17 protein-coding genes are annotated in these 16,433 nt (G+C 64.5%); 9 read left to right on the forward strand and 8 right to left on the reverse strand.

All coding sequences use genetic code 11. The features are described 5' to 3' along the window. Window positions 1–185: 185 nt before the first annotated feature. Complete coding sequence (locus X771_RS161095) at window positions 186–869, reverse strand: TetR/AcrR family transcriptional regulator (RefSeq protein WP_023686634.1); 684 nt, start codon at window positions 867–869, stop codon at window positions 186–188. 111 nt (window positions 870–980) lie between these two features. On the opposite strand from X771_RS161095, the gene X771_RS161090 reads away from it, so the two are divergent. The 3 genes from X771_RS161090 to X771_RS161080 are packed head-to-tail and all read left to right on the forward strand — an operon-like array spanning window position 981 to window position 3,463. After that, a complete protein-coding gene (locus X771_RS161090) occupies window positions 981–2,177 on the forward strand; it encodes a Tm-1-like ATP-binding domain-containing protein (protein ID WP_023686635.1) in 1,197 nt (398 codons plus the stop codon). A 10-nt stretch (window positions 2,178–2,187) separates the two neighbouring features. Continuing rightward, the gene (locus X771_RS161085) at window positions 2,188–3,042 is read left to right on the forward strand and encodes a phosphoenolpyruvate hydrolase family protein (protein WP_023686636.1); all 855 of its coding nucleotides are present in this window, start codon (window positions 2,188–2,190) and stop codon (window positions 3,040–3,042) included. Between the two features lie 4 nt (window positions 3,043–3,046). Beyond that, the gene (locus X771_RS161080; RefSeq protein ID WP_023669853.1) at window positions 3,047–3,463 is read left to right on the forward strand and encodes a cupin domain-containing protein; all 417 of its coding nucleotides are present in this window, start codon (window positions 3,047–3,049) and stop codon (window positions 3,461–3,463) included. A gap of 169 nt (window positions 3,464–3,632) precedes the next feature. Here X771_RS161080 and X771_RS161075 read toward each other — a convergent pair whose 3' ends face one another. Together X771_RS161075 and X771_RS161070 are read right to left on the reverse strand one after the other, a co-directional pair. Next, window positions 3,633–4,823 carry a Xaa-Pro peptidase family protein gene (locus tag X771_RS161075; RefSeq protein ID WP_023686637.1) on the reverse strand — a complete coding sequence of 397 codons (1,191 nt, stop codon included), beginning with the start codon at window positions 4,821–4,823 and terminating at the stop codon, window positions 3,633–3,635. A gap of 127 nt (window positions 4,824–4,950) precedes the next feature. Beyond that, entirely contained in the window at window positions 4,951–5,187 is a 237-nt protein-coding gene (locus X771_RS161070) for a hypothetical protein (protein ID WP_023686638.1), read from the reverse strand. Between X771_RS161070 and X771_RS161065 the strand changes: the two genes are divergently transcribed. The 6 genes from X771_RS161065 to X771_RS161040 all read left to right on the forward strand — a co-directional run bounded on the left by X771_RS161065 (window position 5,186) and on the right by X771_RS161040 (window position 11,160). Then, window positions 5,186–6,790, forward strand: a complete 1,605-nt coding sequence (locus tag X771_RS161065) for an ABC transporter substrate-binding protein (RefSeq protein ID WP_023686639.1) — start codon at window positions 5,186–5,188, stop codon at window positions 6,788–6,790. The two genes, X771_RS161070 and X771_RS161065, sit on opposite strands and share 2 nt — an antisense overlap. A 270-nt stretch (window positions 6,791–7,060) precedes the next feature. Continuing rightward, window positions 7,061–8,047: an ABC transporter permease gene (locus tag X771_RS161060; RefSeq protein ID WP_023686640.1), complete on the forward strand. Its 987-nt coding sequence runs from the start codon at window positions 7,061–7,063 to the stop codon at window positions 8,045–8,047. Beyond that, window positions 8,044–8,874, forward strand: coding sequence for an ABC transporter permease (locus tag X771_RS161055; RefSeq protein WP_023686641.1), 831 nt, complete (start codon window positions 8,044–8,046; stop codon window positions 8,872–8,874). The genes X771_RS161060 and X771_RS161055 overlap by 4 nt, the downstream gene beginning before the upstream one ends. After that, window positions 8,871–9,872, forward strand: coding sequence for an ABC transporter ATP-binding protein (locus X771_RS161050; protein WP_023686642.1), 1,002 nt, complete (start codon window positions 8,871–8,873; stop codon window positions 9,870–9,872). The genes X771_RS161055 and X771_RS161050 overlap by 4 nt, the downstream gene beginning before the upstream one ends. Next, entirely contained in the window at window positions 9,869–10,654 is a 786-nt protein-coding gene (locus X771_RS161045) for an ATP-binding cassette domain-containing protein (protein ID WP_023686643.1), read from the forward strand. The genes X771_RS161050 and X771_RS161045 overlap by 4 nt, the downstream gene beginning before the upstream one ends. Beyond that, window positions 10,651–11,160 carry an L-2-amino-thiazoline-4-carboxylic acid hydrolase gene (locus tag X771_RS161040; RefSeq protein WP_023686644.1) on the forward strand — a complete coding sequence of 170 codons (510 nt, stop codon included), beginning with the start codon at window positions 10,651–10,653 and terminating at the stop codon, window positions 11,158–11,160. The genes X771_RS161045 and X771_RS161040 overlap by 4 nt, the downstream gene beginning before the upstream one ends. A gap of 10 nt (window positions 11,161–11,170) precedes the next feature. Here X771_RS161040 and X771_RS161035 read toward each other — a convergent pair whose 3' ends face one another. The 5 genes from X771_RS161035 to X771_RS161015 are packed head-to-tail and all read right to left on the reverse strand — an operon-like array spanning window position 11,171 to window position 16,208. Further along, window positions 11,171–11,953 (reverse strand): DeoR/GlpR family DNA-binding transcription regulator, encoded by a 783-nt coding sequence (locus tag X771_RS161035; protein ID WP_023686645.1) that lies wholly within the window; start codon window positions 11,951–11,953, stop codon window positions 11,171–11,173. Between the two features lie 2 nt (window positions 11,954–11,955). Next, entirely contained in the window at window positions 11,956–12,759 is an 804-nt protein-coding gene (locus X771_RS161030; RefSeq protein ID WP_023686646.1) for an HAD-IIB family hydrolase, read from the reverse strand. 7 nt (window positions 12,760–12,766) lie between these two features. Beyond that, complete coding sequence (locus tag X771_RS161025) at window positions 12,767–14,059, reverse strand: iron-containing alcohol dehydrogenase (protein ID WP_084566706.1); 1,293 nt, start codon at window positions 14,057–14,059, stop codon at window positions 12,767–12,769. A gap of 14 nt (window positions 14,060–14,073) precedes the next feature. Next, window positions 14,074–15,531: an FGGY family carbohydrate kinase gene (locus X771_RS161020; protein ID WP_023686648.1), complete on the reverse strand. Its 1,458-nt coding sequence runs from the start codon at window positions 15,529–15,531 to the stop codon at window positions 14,074–14,076. Beyond that, window positions 15,531–16,208, reverse strand: coding sequence for a 4-hydroxythreonine-4-phosphate dehydrogenase (locus X771_RS161015; RefSeq protein WP_023672934.1), 678 nt, complete (start codon window positions 16,206–16,208; stop codon window positions 15,531–15,533). Before X771_RS161015 ends, X771_RS161020 begins: the two co-directional genes overlap by 1 nt. Between the last annotated feature and the right edge of the window lie 225 nt (window positions 16,209–16,433).

The raw sequence follows: 16,433 nt of genomic DNA on the forward strand, positions 1-16,433 counted from the left end.
AATTTTAGATAGCCGTCAAGCTCTTTCTTGGACCACCACCGGGCCTTGTTTAACCGGATTCTTCATGTATCCGACTGTTTTCCCTGAATTTTCCTACTCGTTGATATAGGAGAGCCTTGTTTCGGCACTGCCATCCCGGTTAACATCAATAGTGGGCATCCAAATCTGGTCGAACCAGATTGGCGCTATTTCGCCAATGCCGCTGTCGGGGCCGCATCGATTTCAGCCGTTGATTCCGCCACCGCGGCGCGCACAAGGGCGCCCGCCGCCCACTGCGCGACCGACCGCATGCCGCGGCTATCGAGCCCCCATATATCCTTCAGCACGATCAGCACTTCGACGCCGAACATCATCGACAGCGCCTGCGCCAGGCGCTTGAACTCGCGCGGCGGCAGCCGGCCCTTGAGCGGTGCGATGGCATCCTTCAGCAGCTGGACGCGATGTCCGCGCGTGAATTGCGGCTCGCCGCCCAGCGTGCCCGCCTGCCGCTGCGCCCATTGGTCGAGCGACAGTTTCAGCGCTGCCTTGAAAGTTGCCTCGAAAGCTTCGATGCGCGGCATGGCGGTATCGAACAATTCGGCAACGCGCCGCCCGGCATCGGTGGACGTCGATTGCCAGGTCAGGATCGGCCCAAGCCCCTCGTCGACCACCGCCTGCACCAGGGCTGCCTGGCTGGGGAAATAGCGATAGGCGGTGGCGCGCGACACTTGCGCCGCCTCCGCGACTTCGCTGACCGACGGGGTGACGCCCGCCTGCATCAGCCGCGTCGCCGTCTTCAGCATCAGCCGTTTTGTGCGGGCCCGTGGGCCGCGTTCTGCAGCCTCGTTGGCGTCGTCGTTCCCAGCGGCTTGTTGACGTGAGACATCCATGTCAATACGATACGCGCGTCTCAAAAAATTGCAATGACCTTTGCCCACCGAAAGGCCGGCAAAGGGCGACAGGCGGCCCGGCGCCGGTCGGCCGGTGACGGGAGAAACGCGATGAAGCGCATCTACGTGGTGGGCACAGCCGACACCAAGGGCGAGGAACTTGCCTTCCTGGCCGATGCTATTGCCGCCACCGGCAGTTCGGTTGCCCGTGTCGACATCGGAACGCGCGGCGCCACCGTGCCGGTCGATATCCCGGCCAGCGAGGTCGCGGCGCATCATCCGGATGGAGCCAGTGGCGTGCTCGGCATCGATGATCGCGGCACGGCGGTGGCCGGCATGAGCGCCGCCTTCACAAATTTCATTCCGTCGCGCGACGACATATCAGGCGTGATCGGCATTGGCGGCGGCGGCGGCACGTCGATCATCACTGCCGGCATGCGCGCGCTGCCGCTTGGGCTGCCCAAGATCATGGTCTCGACGCTCGCCTCCGGCGACACCGCGGCCTATGTCGACGTCTCCGACATCATCATGATGCCATCGGTCACCGATATGGCGGGACTGAACCGGCTGTCACGCGTCGTGCTGCACAATGCGGCGCAGGCAATCGCCGGCATGGCCGCCAGGCCGGCGCCAGTCGCCACTGGCAAGCCGGCACTCGGGCTCACCATGTTCGGCGTCACCACGCCTTGCGTGACCGCCATCGCCGACCAGTTGCGCGCCAACTATGACTGCATGGTCTTCCACGCCACCGGAACCGGCGGCCGCTCGATGGAGAAGCTCGCGGACTCGGGCCTGCTCGCCGGCGTCATCGACATCACCACGACGGAAGTCTGCGACCTGTTGTTCGGCGGCGTGCTGCCGGCGACGGAAGACCGCTTCGGCGCTATCGCCCGCACCAAGCTGCCCTATGTAGGCTCGGTCGGCGCGCTGGACATGGTCAATTTCTGGGCGCCGCCGACCATTCCCGAGAAGTTTAGGGGCCGGCTGTTCTACGAGCACAATCCCAACGTCACACTGATGCGCACCACGGTGGACGAATGCCGCGGTATAGGCGAGTGGATCGGCACCAGGCTCGCTCGCTGCGAGGGCCCTGTGCATTTCCTGATCCCCGAAAAAGGTGTCTCGGCACTCGATATCGAGGGCGGCGCCTTCTTCGACCCCGAAGCCGACGCCGTGCTGTTCGGTGCCATCGAGCGCACCATCAGGCCGAGCGCCACACGCCGGGTCACACGCCTGCCGTTGCACATCAACGATCCGGAATTTGCCAAAGCCGCAACCGCGGCCTTCCTCGACATCGCCAGACAGTGAGAGCCAACAAATGCCCGCAATACCGCGCAAGGACATATTGAAGAAGTTCAAGGCGATGATCGCCGACGGCGTGCCCATCGTCGGGGGCGGCGCCGGCACCGGCCTGTCGGCCAAGGCCGAGGAAGCCGGCGGCATCGACCTCATCATCATCTACAATTCCGGCCGCTACCGCATGGCCGGGCGCGGCTCGGCTGCCGGCCTGCTCGCCTATGGCAACGCCAATGAGATCGTCAAGGAAATGGCCTATGAGGTGCTGCCGGTGGTCAAAAAGACGCCGGTGCTGGCCGGTGTCAACGGCACCGATCCCTTCGTCATCATGCCGTTGCTGCTTGCCGAGCTGAAGACGATGGGCTTTTCAGGCGTGCAGAATTTCCCGACCATCGGCCTGTTCGATGGCAGCATGCGCCAGAGTTTTGAGGAAACCGGCATGGGCTTCGGGCTGGAGGTCGACATGATCGCCGAGGCGCACAAGCTCGATCTTCTGACCACGCCCTATGTCTTCAACCCCGACGAGGCGCGCGCCATGACAAAAGCCGGCGCCGACATTGTCGTCGCCCATATGGGGGTGACGACAGGCGGCTCGATCGGCGCGACGTCGGCCAAGTCGCTCGACGACTGCGTGGTCGAGATCGACGCCATCGCCAACGCGGCGCGCTCGGTGCGCAAGGATGTCATCCTGCTTTGCCATGGCGGGCCGATCTCGATGCCGGATGATGCCCGCTACATCCTCGACCGCTGCAAGGGCCTGCGCGGCTTTTATGGCGCGAGTTCGATGGAACGGCTGCCGGCTGAAGCCGCGATCGCCAGGCAGACGGCGGATTTCAAGGCCGTCACGCCGCACGACCAGAAGAAAAAGAAGGGATGAGATCATGACCGACAAGAGCAAGGTGTTCGTATACCCGAAGGACGTGAGCGCCTTCGGCTTTGACTGGGGCAAGCTGTCGCTGACGGTCGCGCCTGAAGTGAATGGCGCTGAGCGCTTTTCCGGCGGTGTCGTCGACCTGCCCTCAGGCAAGGGCCATACGCGCCACAACCATCCCGGCGCGGAAGAGATCATCTTCGTCATCTCAGGCAATGGCGAGCAGATGGTCGAGGACGAGGAGGGCAATCCGGTCGTCGCCAAGGTCGGCCCCGGCTGCACCATCTATGTGCCGGAAAGCCGTTTCCATTCGACGCTGAATACCGGCGATGGGCCGATGCAGCTCTTCGTCGTCTATTCGCCGGCCGGACCGGAACTGGTGCTGCGGGAGCTGCCGGATTTCAGGCTGATCCCGGCGGGGAAGTAATCGCGAAAGGCCCCCTTCATCCGGCCGCTTCGCGGCCACCTTCTCCCCGAGGGAGAAGAGGCAGAAGCCAGCGCCGGCGCAAACTCCTCTCCCCTCGGGGAGAGGTCGGATAGCCCCGAATTGCCCTTCGCAATTCGGATGGCAATCCGGGTGAGGGGGTAGCGCCGAGCTAGGCTATCCCACCTCTATTCCACCCCCGCGCCCGATCCCCAAACATCACATATCCCGCATCCGTCACCGCCAACGTGTCCTCCAGCTTGATGAACCCCCGCGTCGGGTGAAGCATGGTCGTCTCCACCGACAGCACCATGTTTGTCTCCAGCGGCTTGGCGGCATAGGTGCCTTCATAGGTCACCGGATGGTTGGTCATCAGGAACGGAGCCTCATGCGTGATCAGGCCCATGCCGTGGGCGAAGAAATCGGTATAGGGCGCGACCTTTGATTTCTTCAGAACGCCCTCGGCATGCGAAATCATGTCGCCGCCGATGGTGCCCGCCTTGACCTTCGAGAACGCCGCCTGCTGGACAATCTCGACCTCGGCCAGGAGATCTTCCAGCTCGGCATCCGGTTCGCCGAGAATGCCCATGCGGCAGAGGTCGCCGATATAGCCGTGATAATTGCCGCCGGAATCGATCGACAGCACCTCGCCCTTGTTCCACGCCTGCGGTGACGCCGCGCGGTTGTGGCTGGCACCCAGCGTCAGCAGGCAGTATTCGAAATGCGCGCCGCGATTGGTTTCCTCGCGCCTGAGCTGCTCGATCATCTCGGCCTTGGTCGTGCCTTCATGCGCCCACTGGATGGTCGCCAGCATGGAATCCGTGATCAGCTCGGAGGCAATACGCAGCTTTTCCAGCTCGGCGTCCGTCTTGATGGCGCGCATGCTCTCCAGCATGCCGGTCGCGTCGATCAGCCTGGCATCCGGTAACGCCCTGCGGATCAGCGCATAGGCGTCCGACGGCAGGAAGGCCGGCTCGATGCCGATGCGGGCGCCTGCGTTGCCGATCTTGCTGATGTGCTCGACCGCAAGATTGGCAGCATCGAGCGTGCCCCAGCAGGCGGCATGCAGCGTCGGCGTCCAGAACGGGCTGTTCTGGTGCTCGGCGCCTTCCATGCGGTTGCCGATGTAGGCGGCATGACCGGGCCCGCCCTTTTCATAGAGGACGATAGGCAGGTAACGGCTATGGCCGATCGCATCCATGGCGGCAAAGAAGATGAACTTGTAACCGCCGAGCAGATACTGCGTGTTGTGCTTGGACGTCGCGAGCAGAACATCGATACCGGCCTCTTCCATCAGCCGGTCGACCCTCGCCTGGTCGAACGGGATATTGCTGACGGCGCTCTTGCCCGGGGCAATGTTCATCTTTCTCTCCCTGATATCAGTGGGATCGCCGGCCGTACTGCGTCCAATCCCTTGGCTTCGATCAAATCTGCACCATCTCGTTAACTCTGGTCCAGCCAGAAACAGGTTAGATTGCTTCGGCAGGCTGTCACCACTCGTCATTGCTGCACACTAAGGCAATCTGGTCATACCAGAATACCAGAATGAAAGGGCCACCTCTAAAACTGGTCCAGCGGACGAAAATTTCAAAGCCAAGCAAGGATGCGCCAATTCCGTCTCTGGCGAAACCCTTGGCAAGGGTCATAATCGCCGCGAGGATGCTGGCGGGTGCGGCCAGCTTCGAGGGTGCGCCCATCTGGTCGCGGAGAGGACGGAGGTTGATCATGTCGGATATTTCCAGACGCACGCTGCTTGGCGGCTCAGTTTTACTGCTGGCCTCCACCGCCATGCCCACATTCAGCTGGGCGCAGACGCCGAAGAAGGGCGGCCGCCTCGTGCTTGCCGCCGATTCCGAGCCGCGCAACCTCAATCCGGCCATCGTCGCCTCCAACGGCGTCTTCTTCATCTCCAGCAAGATCGTCGAAACGCTGGCCGAAGCCTCGTTCAAAGGCAAGGACGGACTGGAACCCCGCCTTGCGCTCTCCTGGGAAGGTGCTGCCGATGGGCTGTCGGTGACCTTCAAACTGCGCGACGGCGTCAAATGGCATGACGGCGAGCCGTTCACCTCGGCCGACGTCGCCTTCTCCGCGCTGCAGATCTGGAAGCCGCTGCAGAATCTCGGCCGCACCGTGTTCAAGGATCTGGCCAGCGTCGACACCCCTGACGATCTGACCGCCGTCTTCAAATTCGCCAAGCCAACGCCGTTCCAGCTGATCCGCAACGCGCTGCCAGCGCTGTCAAGCGTGGTGCCGAAGCACATCTACGAGGTCGGCAAGATCGAGGACAACCCGGCCAACAATGCACCCATCGGCACCGGGCCGTTCAAGTTCGGCGAATACAAGGCCGGCCAGTATTACAAGCTGACCAGGAATGCGGATTACTGGGCCAAGGACGAGCCGTATCTCGACGAGATCATCTACCAGGTGCTACCCGACCGCACGTCGGCTGCAGCGGCGCTCGAGGCCGAAGAGATCCAGCTCGCCGCCTTCTCCGCCGTGCCCCTGGCCGACCTCGACCGCATCTCCAAGGTGCCGGGCCTGAAGGTGATCTCCAAGGGCTATGAGGGGCTGACCTATCAGCTCGTCGTCGAGATCAACCATCGCCGCAAGGAACTGGCCGACGTGAAGGTCCGCCAGGCGATCGCGCATGCCATCGACAAGGACTTCGTCGTCAAGACGGTGTTCCTCGGCTATGCCGCCACCGCCACCGGCCCGGTGCCGAAGAACGATCCGCAATTCTACACTGCCGACGTGCCGATCTATCCCTTCGACGTCGCCAAGGCCAACGCCTTGCTCGACGACGCGGGGTACAAGCGCGCCGATGACGGCAAGCGTTTTGCGCTGAAACTCCTGCCGGCACCCTATTTCAACGAGACCAAGCAGTTCGGCGACTATCTGCGCCAGGCGCTGGCGGCAATCGGCATCGACGCCGTGATCGTCAACAACGACTCGGCCGCGCACATCAAGGCCGTCTACACCGACCACGCCTTCGACCTCGCCGTCGGCCCGCCGGTGTTCCGCGGCGACCCGGCGATCTCGACCACCATCCTGGTGCAGAGCGGCATTCCCGACGGCGTGCCGTTCTCCAACCAGGGCGGCTACAAGAACGCCGCGCTCGACGCGCTGATCGCCAAAGCTTCGGAGACGCTGGATACGTCAGCGCGCACCGACCTCTACAAGGAATTCCAGAAACAGGTCGCGGCGGACCTGCCGCTGATCAACGTCGCCGAATGGAGCTTCATCAGCGTCGCGCGCGAGACGGTGGGGAACATCGCCAACAACCCGCGCTGGGCGGTTTCGAACTGGGCGGACACGTATCTGGAATCGTGACAGTATTTCGCGGATGAAAGTTCGCGAAGAAATTGGTGTGAAGGCATGGCGTAGGGCCGCGTTTCGTCACACCCCCCTCTGTCCTGCCGGACATCTCCCCCGCAAGGGTGGAGATCAGCAGCTTCGCTGTCGCGTACATTCGGCATCGAAGATTGGCGAAGGCAGAGGCGAAATCCAATCTCCCCCCTTGCGGGGGAGATGTCCGGCAGGACAGAGGGGGGTGCCTAGACACCGCACTTCTCCCGACTGGCGCGCCGCCATGCGTCCCCCATGACCCGCGCCCTCACCCTCATCCGCCGTCGCCTCGTCGGCAGCATCTTCGTGCTGCTGATCGTCATCATCGGCACATTCCTCCTCCTGGAAGCCGCCCCCGGTGACGCGGTCGACGCCTACATCGTCTCGACCGGCGGCGATGCCGGCATGATCGAATTGCTGCGCCATCGCTGGGGCCTTGACCAGTCCGAGTTGACCCGGCTCGCCAACTACCTCTGGGCGCTGCTGCATTTCGACCTTGGCCAGTCCGTTACCTTCTCGCGGCCAATTCGCGATGTCATTCTGGAACGCCTGCCGACGACACTGCTCCTGATGGTCACCGCCACCGCGCTCTCCTTCGGGCTCGGCTCGGCGCTCGGCATCTACGCCGGCGCCAGACCCGGCAGCTTTCGCGACCGCTTCCTGTCGATCGGCTCGCTGGCGCTTTATGCCGTGCCCGGCTTCTGGCTCGGCCTGGTGCTGATCGTCGTCTTTGCCGTCGACCTGCGCTGGCTGCCGATCGGCGGCATCGAGAGCCTGGTCTCGGACAAGACCGGTTTTGACCGCGCCACCGACATCGCCGTCCACCTCGTCCTGCCGGTTTCCGCGCTCGGCTTCATCTATCTCGCGCTCTATCTGCGCATGATGCGCGCCGGCATGGCCGAGGCGTGGCGGCAGGATTTTGTGCTCGCCGCCCGCGCCAGGGGGTTGTCGCGCCGCCGCATCGTGCTCGCCCATGTCGCCCGCAATGCGCTCTTGCCGCTGGTCACCATGCTCGGCCTGCAATCGGCGCAGATGCTGGGCGGCAGCGTCGTCATCGAAAGCGTCTTTGCCGTGCCCGGCCTCGGCCGGCTGGCGCAGGAAGCGGTCGCCTCGCGCGACACGCCGCTGCTGCTCGGCATCATCCTCACCAGCGCCGTCCTCGTCATTGCCGTCAACCTTGCAGTCGACATCGCCTACGCCTTCCTCGACCCGCGCGTCGGCGCCAGCGAGGCCAGCGCGTGAGCGCGCTGCCGCGGTTCCTGCGCCGGCCGGAAGCGGTCGCCGGCGCGATCATCCTGGCGCTTCTGTTCGCCATGGCGCTGTTTGCGTCGCTGCTCTTCCCCGGCGACCCGCAGGCCATTGCCGGACCAGCACTGCTGCCGCCGTTCCAGGACTGGTCGCTGCCGCTCGGCACCGACCGGCTCGGCCGTGACGTGCTGGCCGAACTGTTCCACGGCGCCCGCACCTCGCTGGCGGTCGGCCTGGCGGCGGCGGCGGCGGCACTCTTCGTCGGCGCGATCGTCGGCACGCTGGCCGGCTTTGCCGGCGGCCTTGTCGACGAGGGGCTGATGCGCATCATCGATGCCTTCCAGACCGTGCCGAGTTTTCTCTTGGCGCTGGCCTTCGTCAGCGTCGTCGGGCCGTCGCTCGGCGTCGTCGTCACGGCAATAGCGCTTGGCGCCTGGACCGGACCGGCGCGTGTAGCCCGCGCCGAAGTGCTGTCGATCCGCGAGCGCGATTACGTCGCCGGCGCTCGCGTCATCGGCATGCATCCGCTTGAGATCGCTTTTCGCGAAGTGCTTCCCAACGCTCTGCCGCCGGTGCTGGCCTTGTCCTCGGTGATCGTGGCGGCCGCGATCCTCACCGAGGCAGCGCTTTCCTTCCTCGGCCTCGGCGACCCCAATCGCGTCACCTGGGGCGGCATGATTGCCGAGGGCCGCACTGTGCTGCGAACCGCGCCCTTTCTGTCGATCGTTCCGGGCATTGCCCTGGTACTGACCGTGCTCGGTATCTATCTCGCCGGCGAAGGCGTGGTGGAGACGACGGCGGTGCGGAGGAGCCTGTCGTGACCGCACTGGCTGAGATACGCGATCTGTCAGTGCGCTATCGGCGAGATGGCAGCGAGGTGACGGCGCTGAAGGGGGTCAGCCTGGATGTTATTGCCGGCGAGCGGCTGGCGATCATTGGCGAAAGCGGTTCGGGCAAGAGCACGCTGGCGCTGGCGGTGGCTGGACTGCTGCCGGCGAGCGCCAAGATTGAAGGGCATGTCAAGTGGCAATTTCAGGCGCCGCGATCCTTCCCACCCTCCTCTGTCCTGCCGGACATCTCCCCCGCAAGGGGGGAGATCAGCAGCTTTGCCGACGGCTTCCCTTCTGCAACGTTCGTGGTTGGCGAAGGCGGAGATGAGAGAGCAATCCCCCCCCTTGCGGGGGAGATGTCCGGCAGGACAGAGGGGGGTGTGACGGAACGCCGACCTCTCAAATTAACCGAGCCCAGCACGCTCCCCCTTCCCGGCCGCGACATTGGTTTCGTCTTCCAGGACCCCTCCGCCAGCCTCGACCCCGTCATGAACGTCGGCAAACAGATCGCCGAAGTCGCCCGCGCCCATCTCGGACTCGACTGGCCGCAAGCCTACGCCAAGGCAAAGACCCTGCTCGAACGCGTCCGCCTGCCCGACCCACAAACCGCCATGCGTGCTTTCCCGCACCAGCTCTCCGGCGGCCAGAAGCAGCGCGTTGCAATTGCCGCGGCCATTGCAGCCGGTCCGAAACTGCTGATCGCCGATGAGGCGACCAGCGCGCTGGACACCATTGTGCAAGCCGAAATCGTCAGCCTCATTCGGCAACTGGTGGCGGAGGACGGCATGACGCTGCTGTTCATCAGCCACGACATCGCGCTGGCCGCCGAACTCGCAGAGCGTATCGCTGTATTCCGGAACGCCGAACTGATCGAACTCGGTCCGACGGAGCAAATCTTAAACGCCCCGCGCCATGCCTATACGCGAACGCTGCTCGACGCCCATCTCGGCCTCGACGCCGATCCGCTGCTACGACGGGCGCCGGCATGAACTTGCTCACCGTCTCCGGTCTTACCAAGCGATACCGTCGTGGCGGCAAGGCCATCGCGGCCGTCGACGGTGTCTCCTTCGCCATCGAACCCGGCGAGACGCTGGCGCTGGCCGGGCCTTCCGGCAGCGGCAAGTCGACGATCGCGCGGCTGGTGCTTAGGTTGATCGAGCCCGACGCCGGCACCGTCCAGTTCGAAGGCGATGACTTTCTGCTCTTGAAGGGTGCGGCCCTGCGCACCAAGCGCGCGCGCCTGCAAATGGTGTTCCAGGATCCGCTCGCCGCGTTCAACCCGCGCGCCACGGTGGCTCGCGTGCTTGACGATCCCTTGCGCATCCATGCCATCGCTTCCCGCGCCGAGAGGCCGGCCCGCATTGCTGCCTTGCTGGATCGCGTCGGGCTGGCAGCCGATCTCGCCCCGCGCGCCATTCACGAAATCTCCGGCGGCCAGCGCCAGCGCGTCGCCATCGCCCGCGCCATCGCAACCAAACCGTCGCTGATCGTGCTCGACGAGGCGGTGTCGGCGCTCGACGTTTCGGTCCGCGGACAGATCCTTGCGTTGCTGCTCGACCTGCAAGCCAGGGAACGGATCGCCTATCTCTTCATTTCGCATGATCTCGGCGTCGTACGGGCCATCGCCCACCGCGTCGTTCTTCTCGACGCCGGGCGGATCGCCGAGAGCGGCGACGCCCGCAACGTTATCGACGCGCCGCAGTCGGCAATCGGCAAGGCGCTGGTTGCGGCGGCGCCAAGATTGGACAGAAGCAGCAGGCAAGTACCATGACCGAACCAGAAGCCAGAGCCGAAAAACTCTCGCGCGAACTCGATTCCGCCTTCCGTAACCGCGCCGATCTCTACCGTCTGTTTCTCGACGAGCTGACCGGCGAACTCGGCGCGGAAAAGGCCGAGGCGATCATGATCCGCACCATCGAGCAGCGCGGCAAGGAGGTGGCGGCGGCCGCCTTCGCCCGTTTCGGACCTAACGACGCGCCGGCCATCGGCGAGGCATTTTTGGCCGTCAGCCCGGATGGCGGCCTGATGTATCCGACCGATGTCGAGCGCGGGCCGGACCACATCGCCTTCAAGGTGAAGCGTTGTCCGCTGAAGGACGCCTGGGTCGAGGCCGGTGTCGGTGATGAAAAACTCGCCACGCTCTGCCGCATCGCCGGCGCTTTCGACCGTGGTCTGTTCAAGGCAACGGGCGTGCGCTTCGACAATGTCACCTGGACGCCGGGCCACGGCTCCGGCTGCTGCCACATCGCGCTGACCAACCGGGATGCCGCCGGATAGCCAATGCTGATCAGTCGGCGGCAAACACATGCAGCTCCGTGCCCGCCTGTTCGGCAGCAGTGCGCAGGTCGGCCTTCGGTTCGCTGTCGGTGACGATATCGGCAATGTCATCGAGCCCGCAGATGCGTTCCAGACTGCTGCGGCCAAACTTGTCGTGGGTCACCACCAGCACCGTCGACAGTGAACGCGATATCATTGCGCGTTTAACGGCTGCGGCGCCCGAGATCATGTCGCTCGGACCATCGGCGCTTATCCCCGATGCCCCGATAATGGCGACGTCGGCATTGTAGCGGCGCAGGAACTCGACGGTGTCTTCGCCAAGCACGCTGCCTTCGCGGCTGTCATAGGTCCCGGGGCAAAGCAGCACGCGGAAGGTCGGATTGGCGCCGGCCACCGAGGCCACGCCGGTGGAATTGGTGATGATGGTCAGGTCGCGCTTCAGCTGCGAAAGGTTGCGCGCCACCTCATAAGTGGTCGAACCGCCATCGATCATCACGATCTGGCCCTTCTGGACCAGGCCCGCTGCGCCGCGGCCGATGCGGGCGCGCTCCTCGACCAGGGTCAGGCCGCGCTCCGAAATCACCGGCTCTGATGTCACCAGCGAGATCGTCGCACCGCCATAGGTGCGGTTGATCAGCCCGGCATCGCCGAGTTCGATAAGATCGCGGCGGATGGTCTCGCCGGCGACGCCGATGCGCCGTGCAAGTTTGGAGATGCGGATGGACGCCGACCGGCGCACTTCCGAAAGGATAAGCGCGTGCCGCTCCTTCTTCGTCAGTCGGCCCTGATCCATGATTATTCCATTCCCTTTGCAGCAATCAGTGCGTCGGCAAGCTCGGCAAACCCTTGCGCGCCGCGCCCGCTTGTGACGAAGGCAGGAGATGCCGGAAGTTCGCCGGCGAAGTCCAGCACATTAGCGACACCGACGCTGTTGGGGAAGAATCCGAACATTGGCGCATCGTTTGGACTATCGCCGACGAAGACAATGCTGTCCTTGTCGTGGTCTATGTCTATACCAAAACAGTCGCGCAAGAATAGCCGGCTTGTTGACAGTTTGTCGTATTTGCCGAACCAGCCATTGACATGGATGGACGAGATTTTCGCCGCCGCTCCATAGCGCTGAAAGATAGCGACGATCTTCAGCACTTCAGATTTGGGCAGCGGCGCGACATCCTCGCGAAAATCGATCGCCAAATCGGCTTCGCGATAGGCCTGGTCAGCGGCGACCGCCGCACCCGGAATTTCGGCGAGCACGGCGCGTTCGATCTCGCGCAGGCGCGCCGCGTCAGCCTGCCTTTCCCCGGCACTCCTGGCATAGTGACGAACGATGCGCTTGGCAGTGCCGTCATAGCGGAAATAGAAGGCGCCGTTCTCGCCGATCACGCCGTCCACCGGCCATTGCCGCGCGATCAGGTCGCACCAGCCGGCAGGGCGGCCGGTCACCGGCGCGACAATGAAGCCGGCCTGCTTCAGCCGCTCGAGCGCCGCATAGGCTTTTGCCGGCAGCCGTCCCTTGTCGGTCAAGGTGTCGTCGATATCGGTCAGAACGACGGCGATGTTGCGCCGGTCCAGCGCGGTGAAGTCGGCAAGCGGACGCAGCACCCGCTCAGGCTCCCGCCGCAACCGTTTCGAGCGAGGCAGCCGCGACGTCGAGCATGGTGAACCTGTCGCGGATCAGCCGGGCATTGGCGACCGCCTCGTCGTAGAAGCCAGCCGGTATGGCAACCTCCTGCGGCGTGGTCGGCGCGCCGGCGGCGCGCAGTGCTGCCGCGATCTCGCGCGCCGGGCGTGCCACCCGCAGCAGCCTTTCACGATGCGAGCGCCATTGCTTGGCCAGCATGGTGTTGATGGCGTCCGCCCGTTCGCGGTCCAGCAGCTTGGGCTTGAATGCCGCCCAGCAGGAACGTCCGAGCGTTTCGCCGAAGATCTCGATGAAGCGGTCTGGCGTATCGGCAGAGGGCGCGAGCTGCAGCTCCGGCAGTGCCAGCACGCGCTCCTGCAGCCGCGCCATCGTCAACGTCGTCACCGCTATGTGTTCGCCGTGATGCGCCTCAGGCAATCCCTGGCCCCGCATGTCGATATAGTGGGCGATCAGATGTTCGCCCTGACTGGCCGGATAGGAGCCGCCGCACAAAGTCATGCCAAGACCCGACATGACCAGCGTGCGCACCAGCACTTCCATCGCCTCAAGGTCGCCGGTCCCGAGTTCGCCGGCCTTGGCGATGAGCGCCTCCTCGTCCTCGGCCAGAAGCATGAACGGCGCCTCCCGGTAGGGCGTGCCGAGCAACAGATGCGCCATCAGCCAATCGGTCTGCGCGGTCGGGCGCGCCATCGAATCGCCGAAGCCGGCAGCGATCAGCCGGTGCGGCGCCCGCGCCATGACATCGAGATCGAGGAAAACGCCGACCGGCAGGCTCGCCGTCAGCGATTTCTTCAGGCCGTCCTCGGTGATTGCCGCCGACACCGAGGTGTAGCCGTTCATCGACGGCGCGGTGCCGAACACCGCATAGGGCTTTTGGGTCAGATGGGCGGCATATTTGGTGATGTCGTTGATCGAGCCCGATCCGACCGCGACCAGGCCGCTGGCGTCTTTCGTGCGGGCGATCACCGATCGCACGGCGTCCATGTCGGGATGCGGATGGCGCGGCAGGATGATCTTGTCGACATCGCTGGAGCCGCGCAGCGCAATCGACACCCTCTCGCCGAGCGCCAGCCTTGTGTCTGGGTCCATGACCACGGAAAGCTTGCGGCCGAGCGGCAGCGGCTTGACCAGCGCATCGGCTTCGTCGCCGAGGCCGCGCCCTATGACGATGGTCTTCAGCGGCACCGACAGCATTCCCTGGCTATCCGGGTCAGGCAGCGTGCCGGCAATAAGGCGATCGAGCATTTGTCTGGACATAGGATGCAGTCCGGTCAGTCAGCATGAAGCGGGGTCAGGGCATCGAACAAGGTGCGATACCGGCGGTAACTTCTGTCGTAGGCGGCCTTGGCGGAAGGATCAGGGTCGATCGTCTCGATGTGGCCGGCCAGCCTTTCAGCCGCCTGCTGCACTGAGGAGGTAAGGCCGATGGCTGCGGCGGCAAGGATTGCCGCACCGATCGGCGAGGCATCGGCCGCACCCGCGATCTCGACCGGCCTGCCGCTGACATCGGCACGGATTTGCGCCCATACCCGGCTGCGCGCGCCACCGCCTGAGAGCCGGATGCGATCCGTCGCGATATCGAGATCGTCCAGCCGGTCGACCACGTCGCGCATGGCAAAGGCACAGCCCTCCAGCACGGCACGGGCACAAGCGGCTTTGCCGTGGAAGGATGTCAGGCCGTAGAAAGCGGCACGCGCTTCGGCGATCCAGCGCGGCGCCATGGCACCGGACAACGCGGGCAAGAACAGCAAATCGTCGCTGCCGGCAACCACCGTCGCCGCCAGTTCCGACATCGCCGCCGGCGAATCGACGCCGAAGGTTGTTAGAAACCACGTCACCGCGCCGCCCGAGAGCCATCCGGGATTGGAGATGAAATAGCCGTCGCCGAGAAAGCCATGGGTCTCGACCAGGCCGCCGGGGTCGAGGCGAAGCGTGCCGGACACCGCGCCGACCACTTCGGCCGTGCCGAGATTGCAGGCGACGACACCGGGCACGACAACCCCGGCGCCTATGGCGGCCGAAAAATCATCGCCGGTGCCGACCGCCAGCGGCGTGCGCACAGGCAGGCCGGTGAGCTCGGCGCCGGCGTGGGTCAAGGCGCCGGCGATCTCAGATGCATCGTCGATGCCGGGCAATTTATCTGCAGCGATGTCGAAGGCCGCCAGCAAATCGCCGGCATAATTGTGCTCCTTCAGCCCATAGAGCATGGTCGTCGAGGCCAGCGCGTGATCGATGACGGCACGACCGCACAACGCTGCGACCACGAATGATACCGGTTGATGCCAGAGCGCCACTCGGCGCGCTTCGGGCAGGTTGCGCGCTGCCCAGCGGATTTTCGCCGCCATATGCGTGGCATCGAGGACAAGACCGGTGCGCTCGCGGATGAAGTCCGGATCGATGCCGGCGATCTCTGCCGCCGCGCGCCGATCCATCCAGATGATGCACGGCGCCAGGGCCTGGCCGCTGCTGTCGACCGCAACACAGCCGTCGAGCTGGCCGGCAATGGCAATACCCTTGATGTCGGACGGCGCAAGCCCAGCCTTGTCGAGCGCGCCGGCAATGGCCGGCTTGAGCGCCGCCAGCCACAGCGCCGGGTTCTGTTCGGCCCAGCCGGGCGCCGGGAAGGCCGGCTGGTACAACACAGCGGCCTCGCCACGCAGCCGCAATTCGTCATCGACAACGATCGCCTTTAGGCTTTGTGTGCCGAGATCGATGCCGATGACTGGCATTAGACACGCTCGCAATCCGCGAGGACATCCCGCAGTTGCGAGAGGATAGAACCTTTCGTCGGCGAATAGGAGCCATCGAAAACCGCTGTGCCAATGGTAAAAGCGTTGGCGCCGGCCAGCTTGATTGCCTTGATGCGATCGGCTGATGCCACAGCGCCGGCGACGATCAGATGCCGCGACGGACCAAGCCCGCGCCGGGCTGCGCGCACCAGTTCGGCCGGGTCGGCCTCGGTGGCGCGATAGGCGAGGATGTCGCATCCCGCACAACCCTTCTCGGCGAAGGCGCGGCAGTCGGCCTCGACATCCTCGGCCGAACCGCCGAGCTTGGTCGGATGGCCGACCGGCCGCCCGGGAAAAGGGTAGTATTCGGTGCCGCTCCCCTCCAGCAACGCCATGATCTCGTCGACCTGGGTACCACCGAGCAGGCGCTGGATGCCGAGATCCCTGGCGATGCGCGCGGAATTAAGGCAGGCCTCAGCCGTCGTCGAGACAACTTCCATGTAAGTGGTGGCGCCTGTCCGGCCAATGGCGACAGCGAGCTTGCGCAGCACATCCGGCGCGACGCCAATATCCTTGAAGCCGACATGCTTCAGGCCGACCGGCTCAATCAAATCGACCAGGTCGAGACAGTCCTCGACCGTGCGATCGTTGCGCGTCAGCATGAAGATGAAGTCCATCCGAAAGGTCCCTCGCCTGGTCGGGAAAGCCGGTTTGCTGCCGGTCTGTTAACACCTCCTAACCATTTGTTGCAAGGTGCCACATTTTGATTTGCAGTACCACACATTTTATGACAAAACGGGCGCCGGCCCGCCAGGCACGACTTCTAGGGAGAGGGAAGAATGCTCAAGCCGCTGAGACGTACCGCGTCCAGACTGCTCGTCGCAGTCGTATTTGTGTGGCCC

The sequence above is a fragment of the Mesorhizobium sp. LSJC269B00 genome (assembly GCF_000502815.1).
GTDB lineage: Bacteria > Pseudomonadota > Alphaproteobacteria > Rhizobiales > Rhizobiaceae > Mesorhizobium.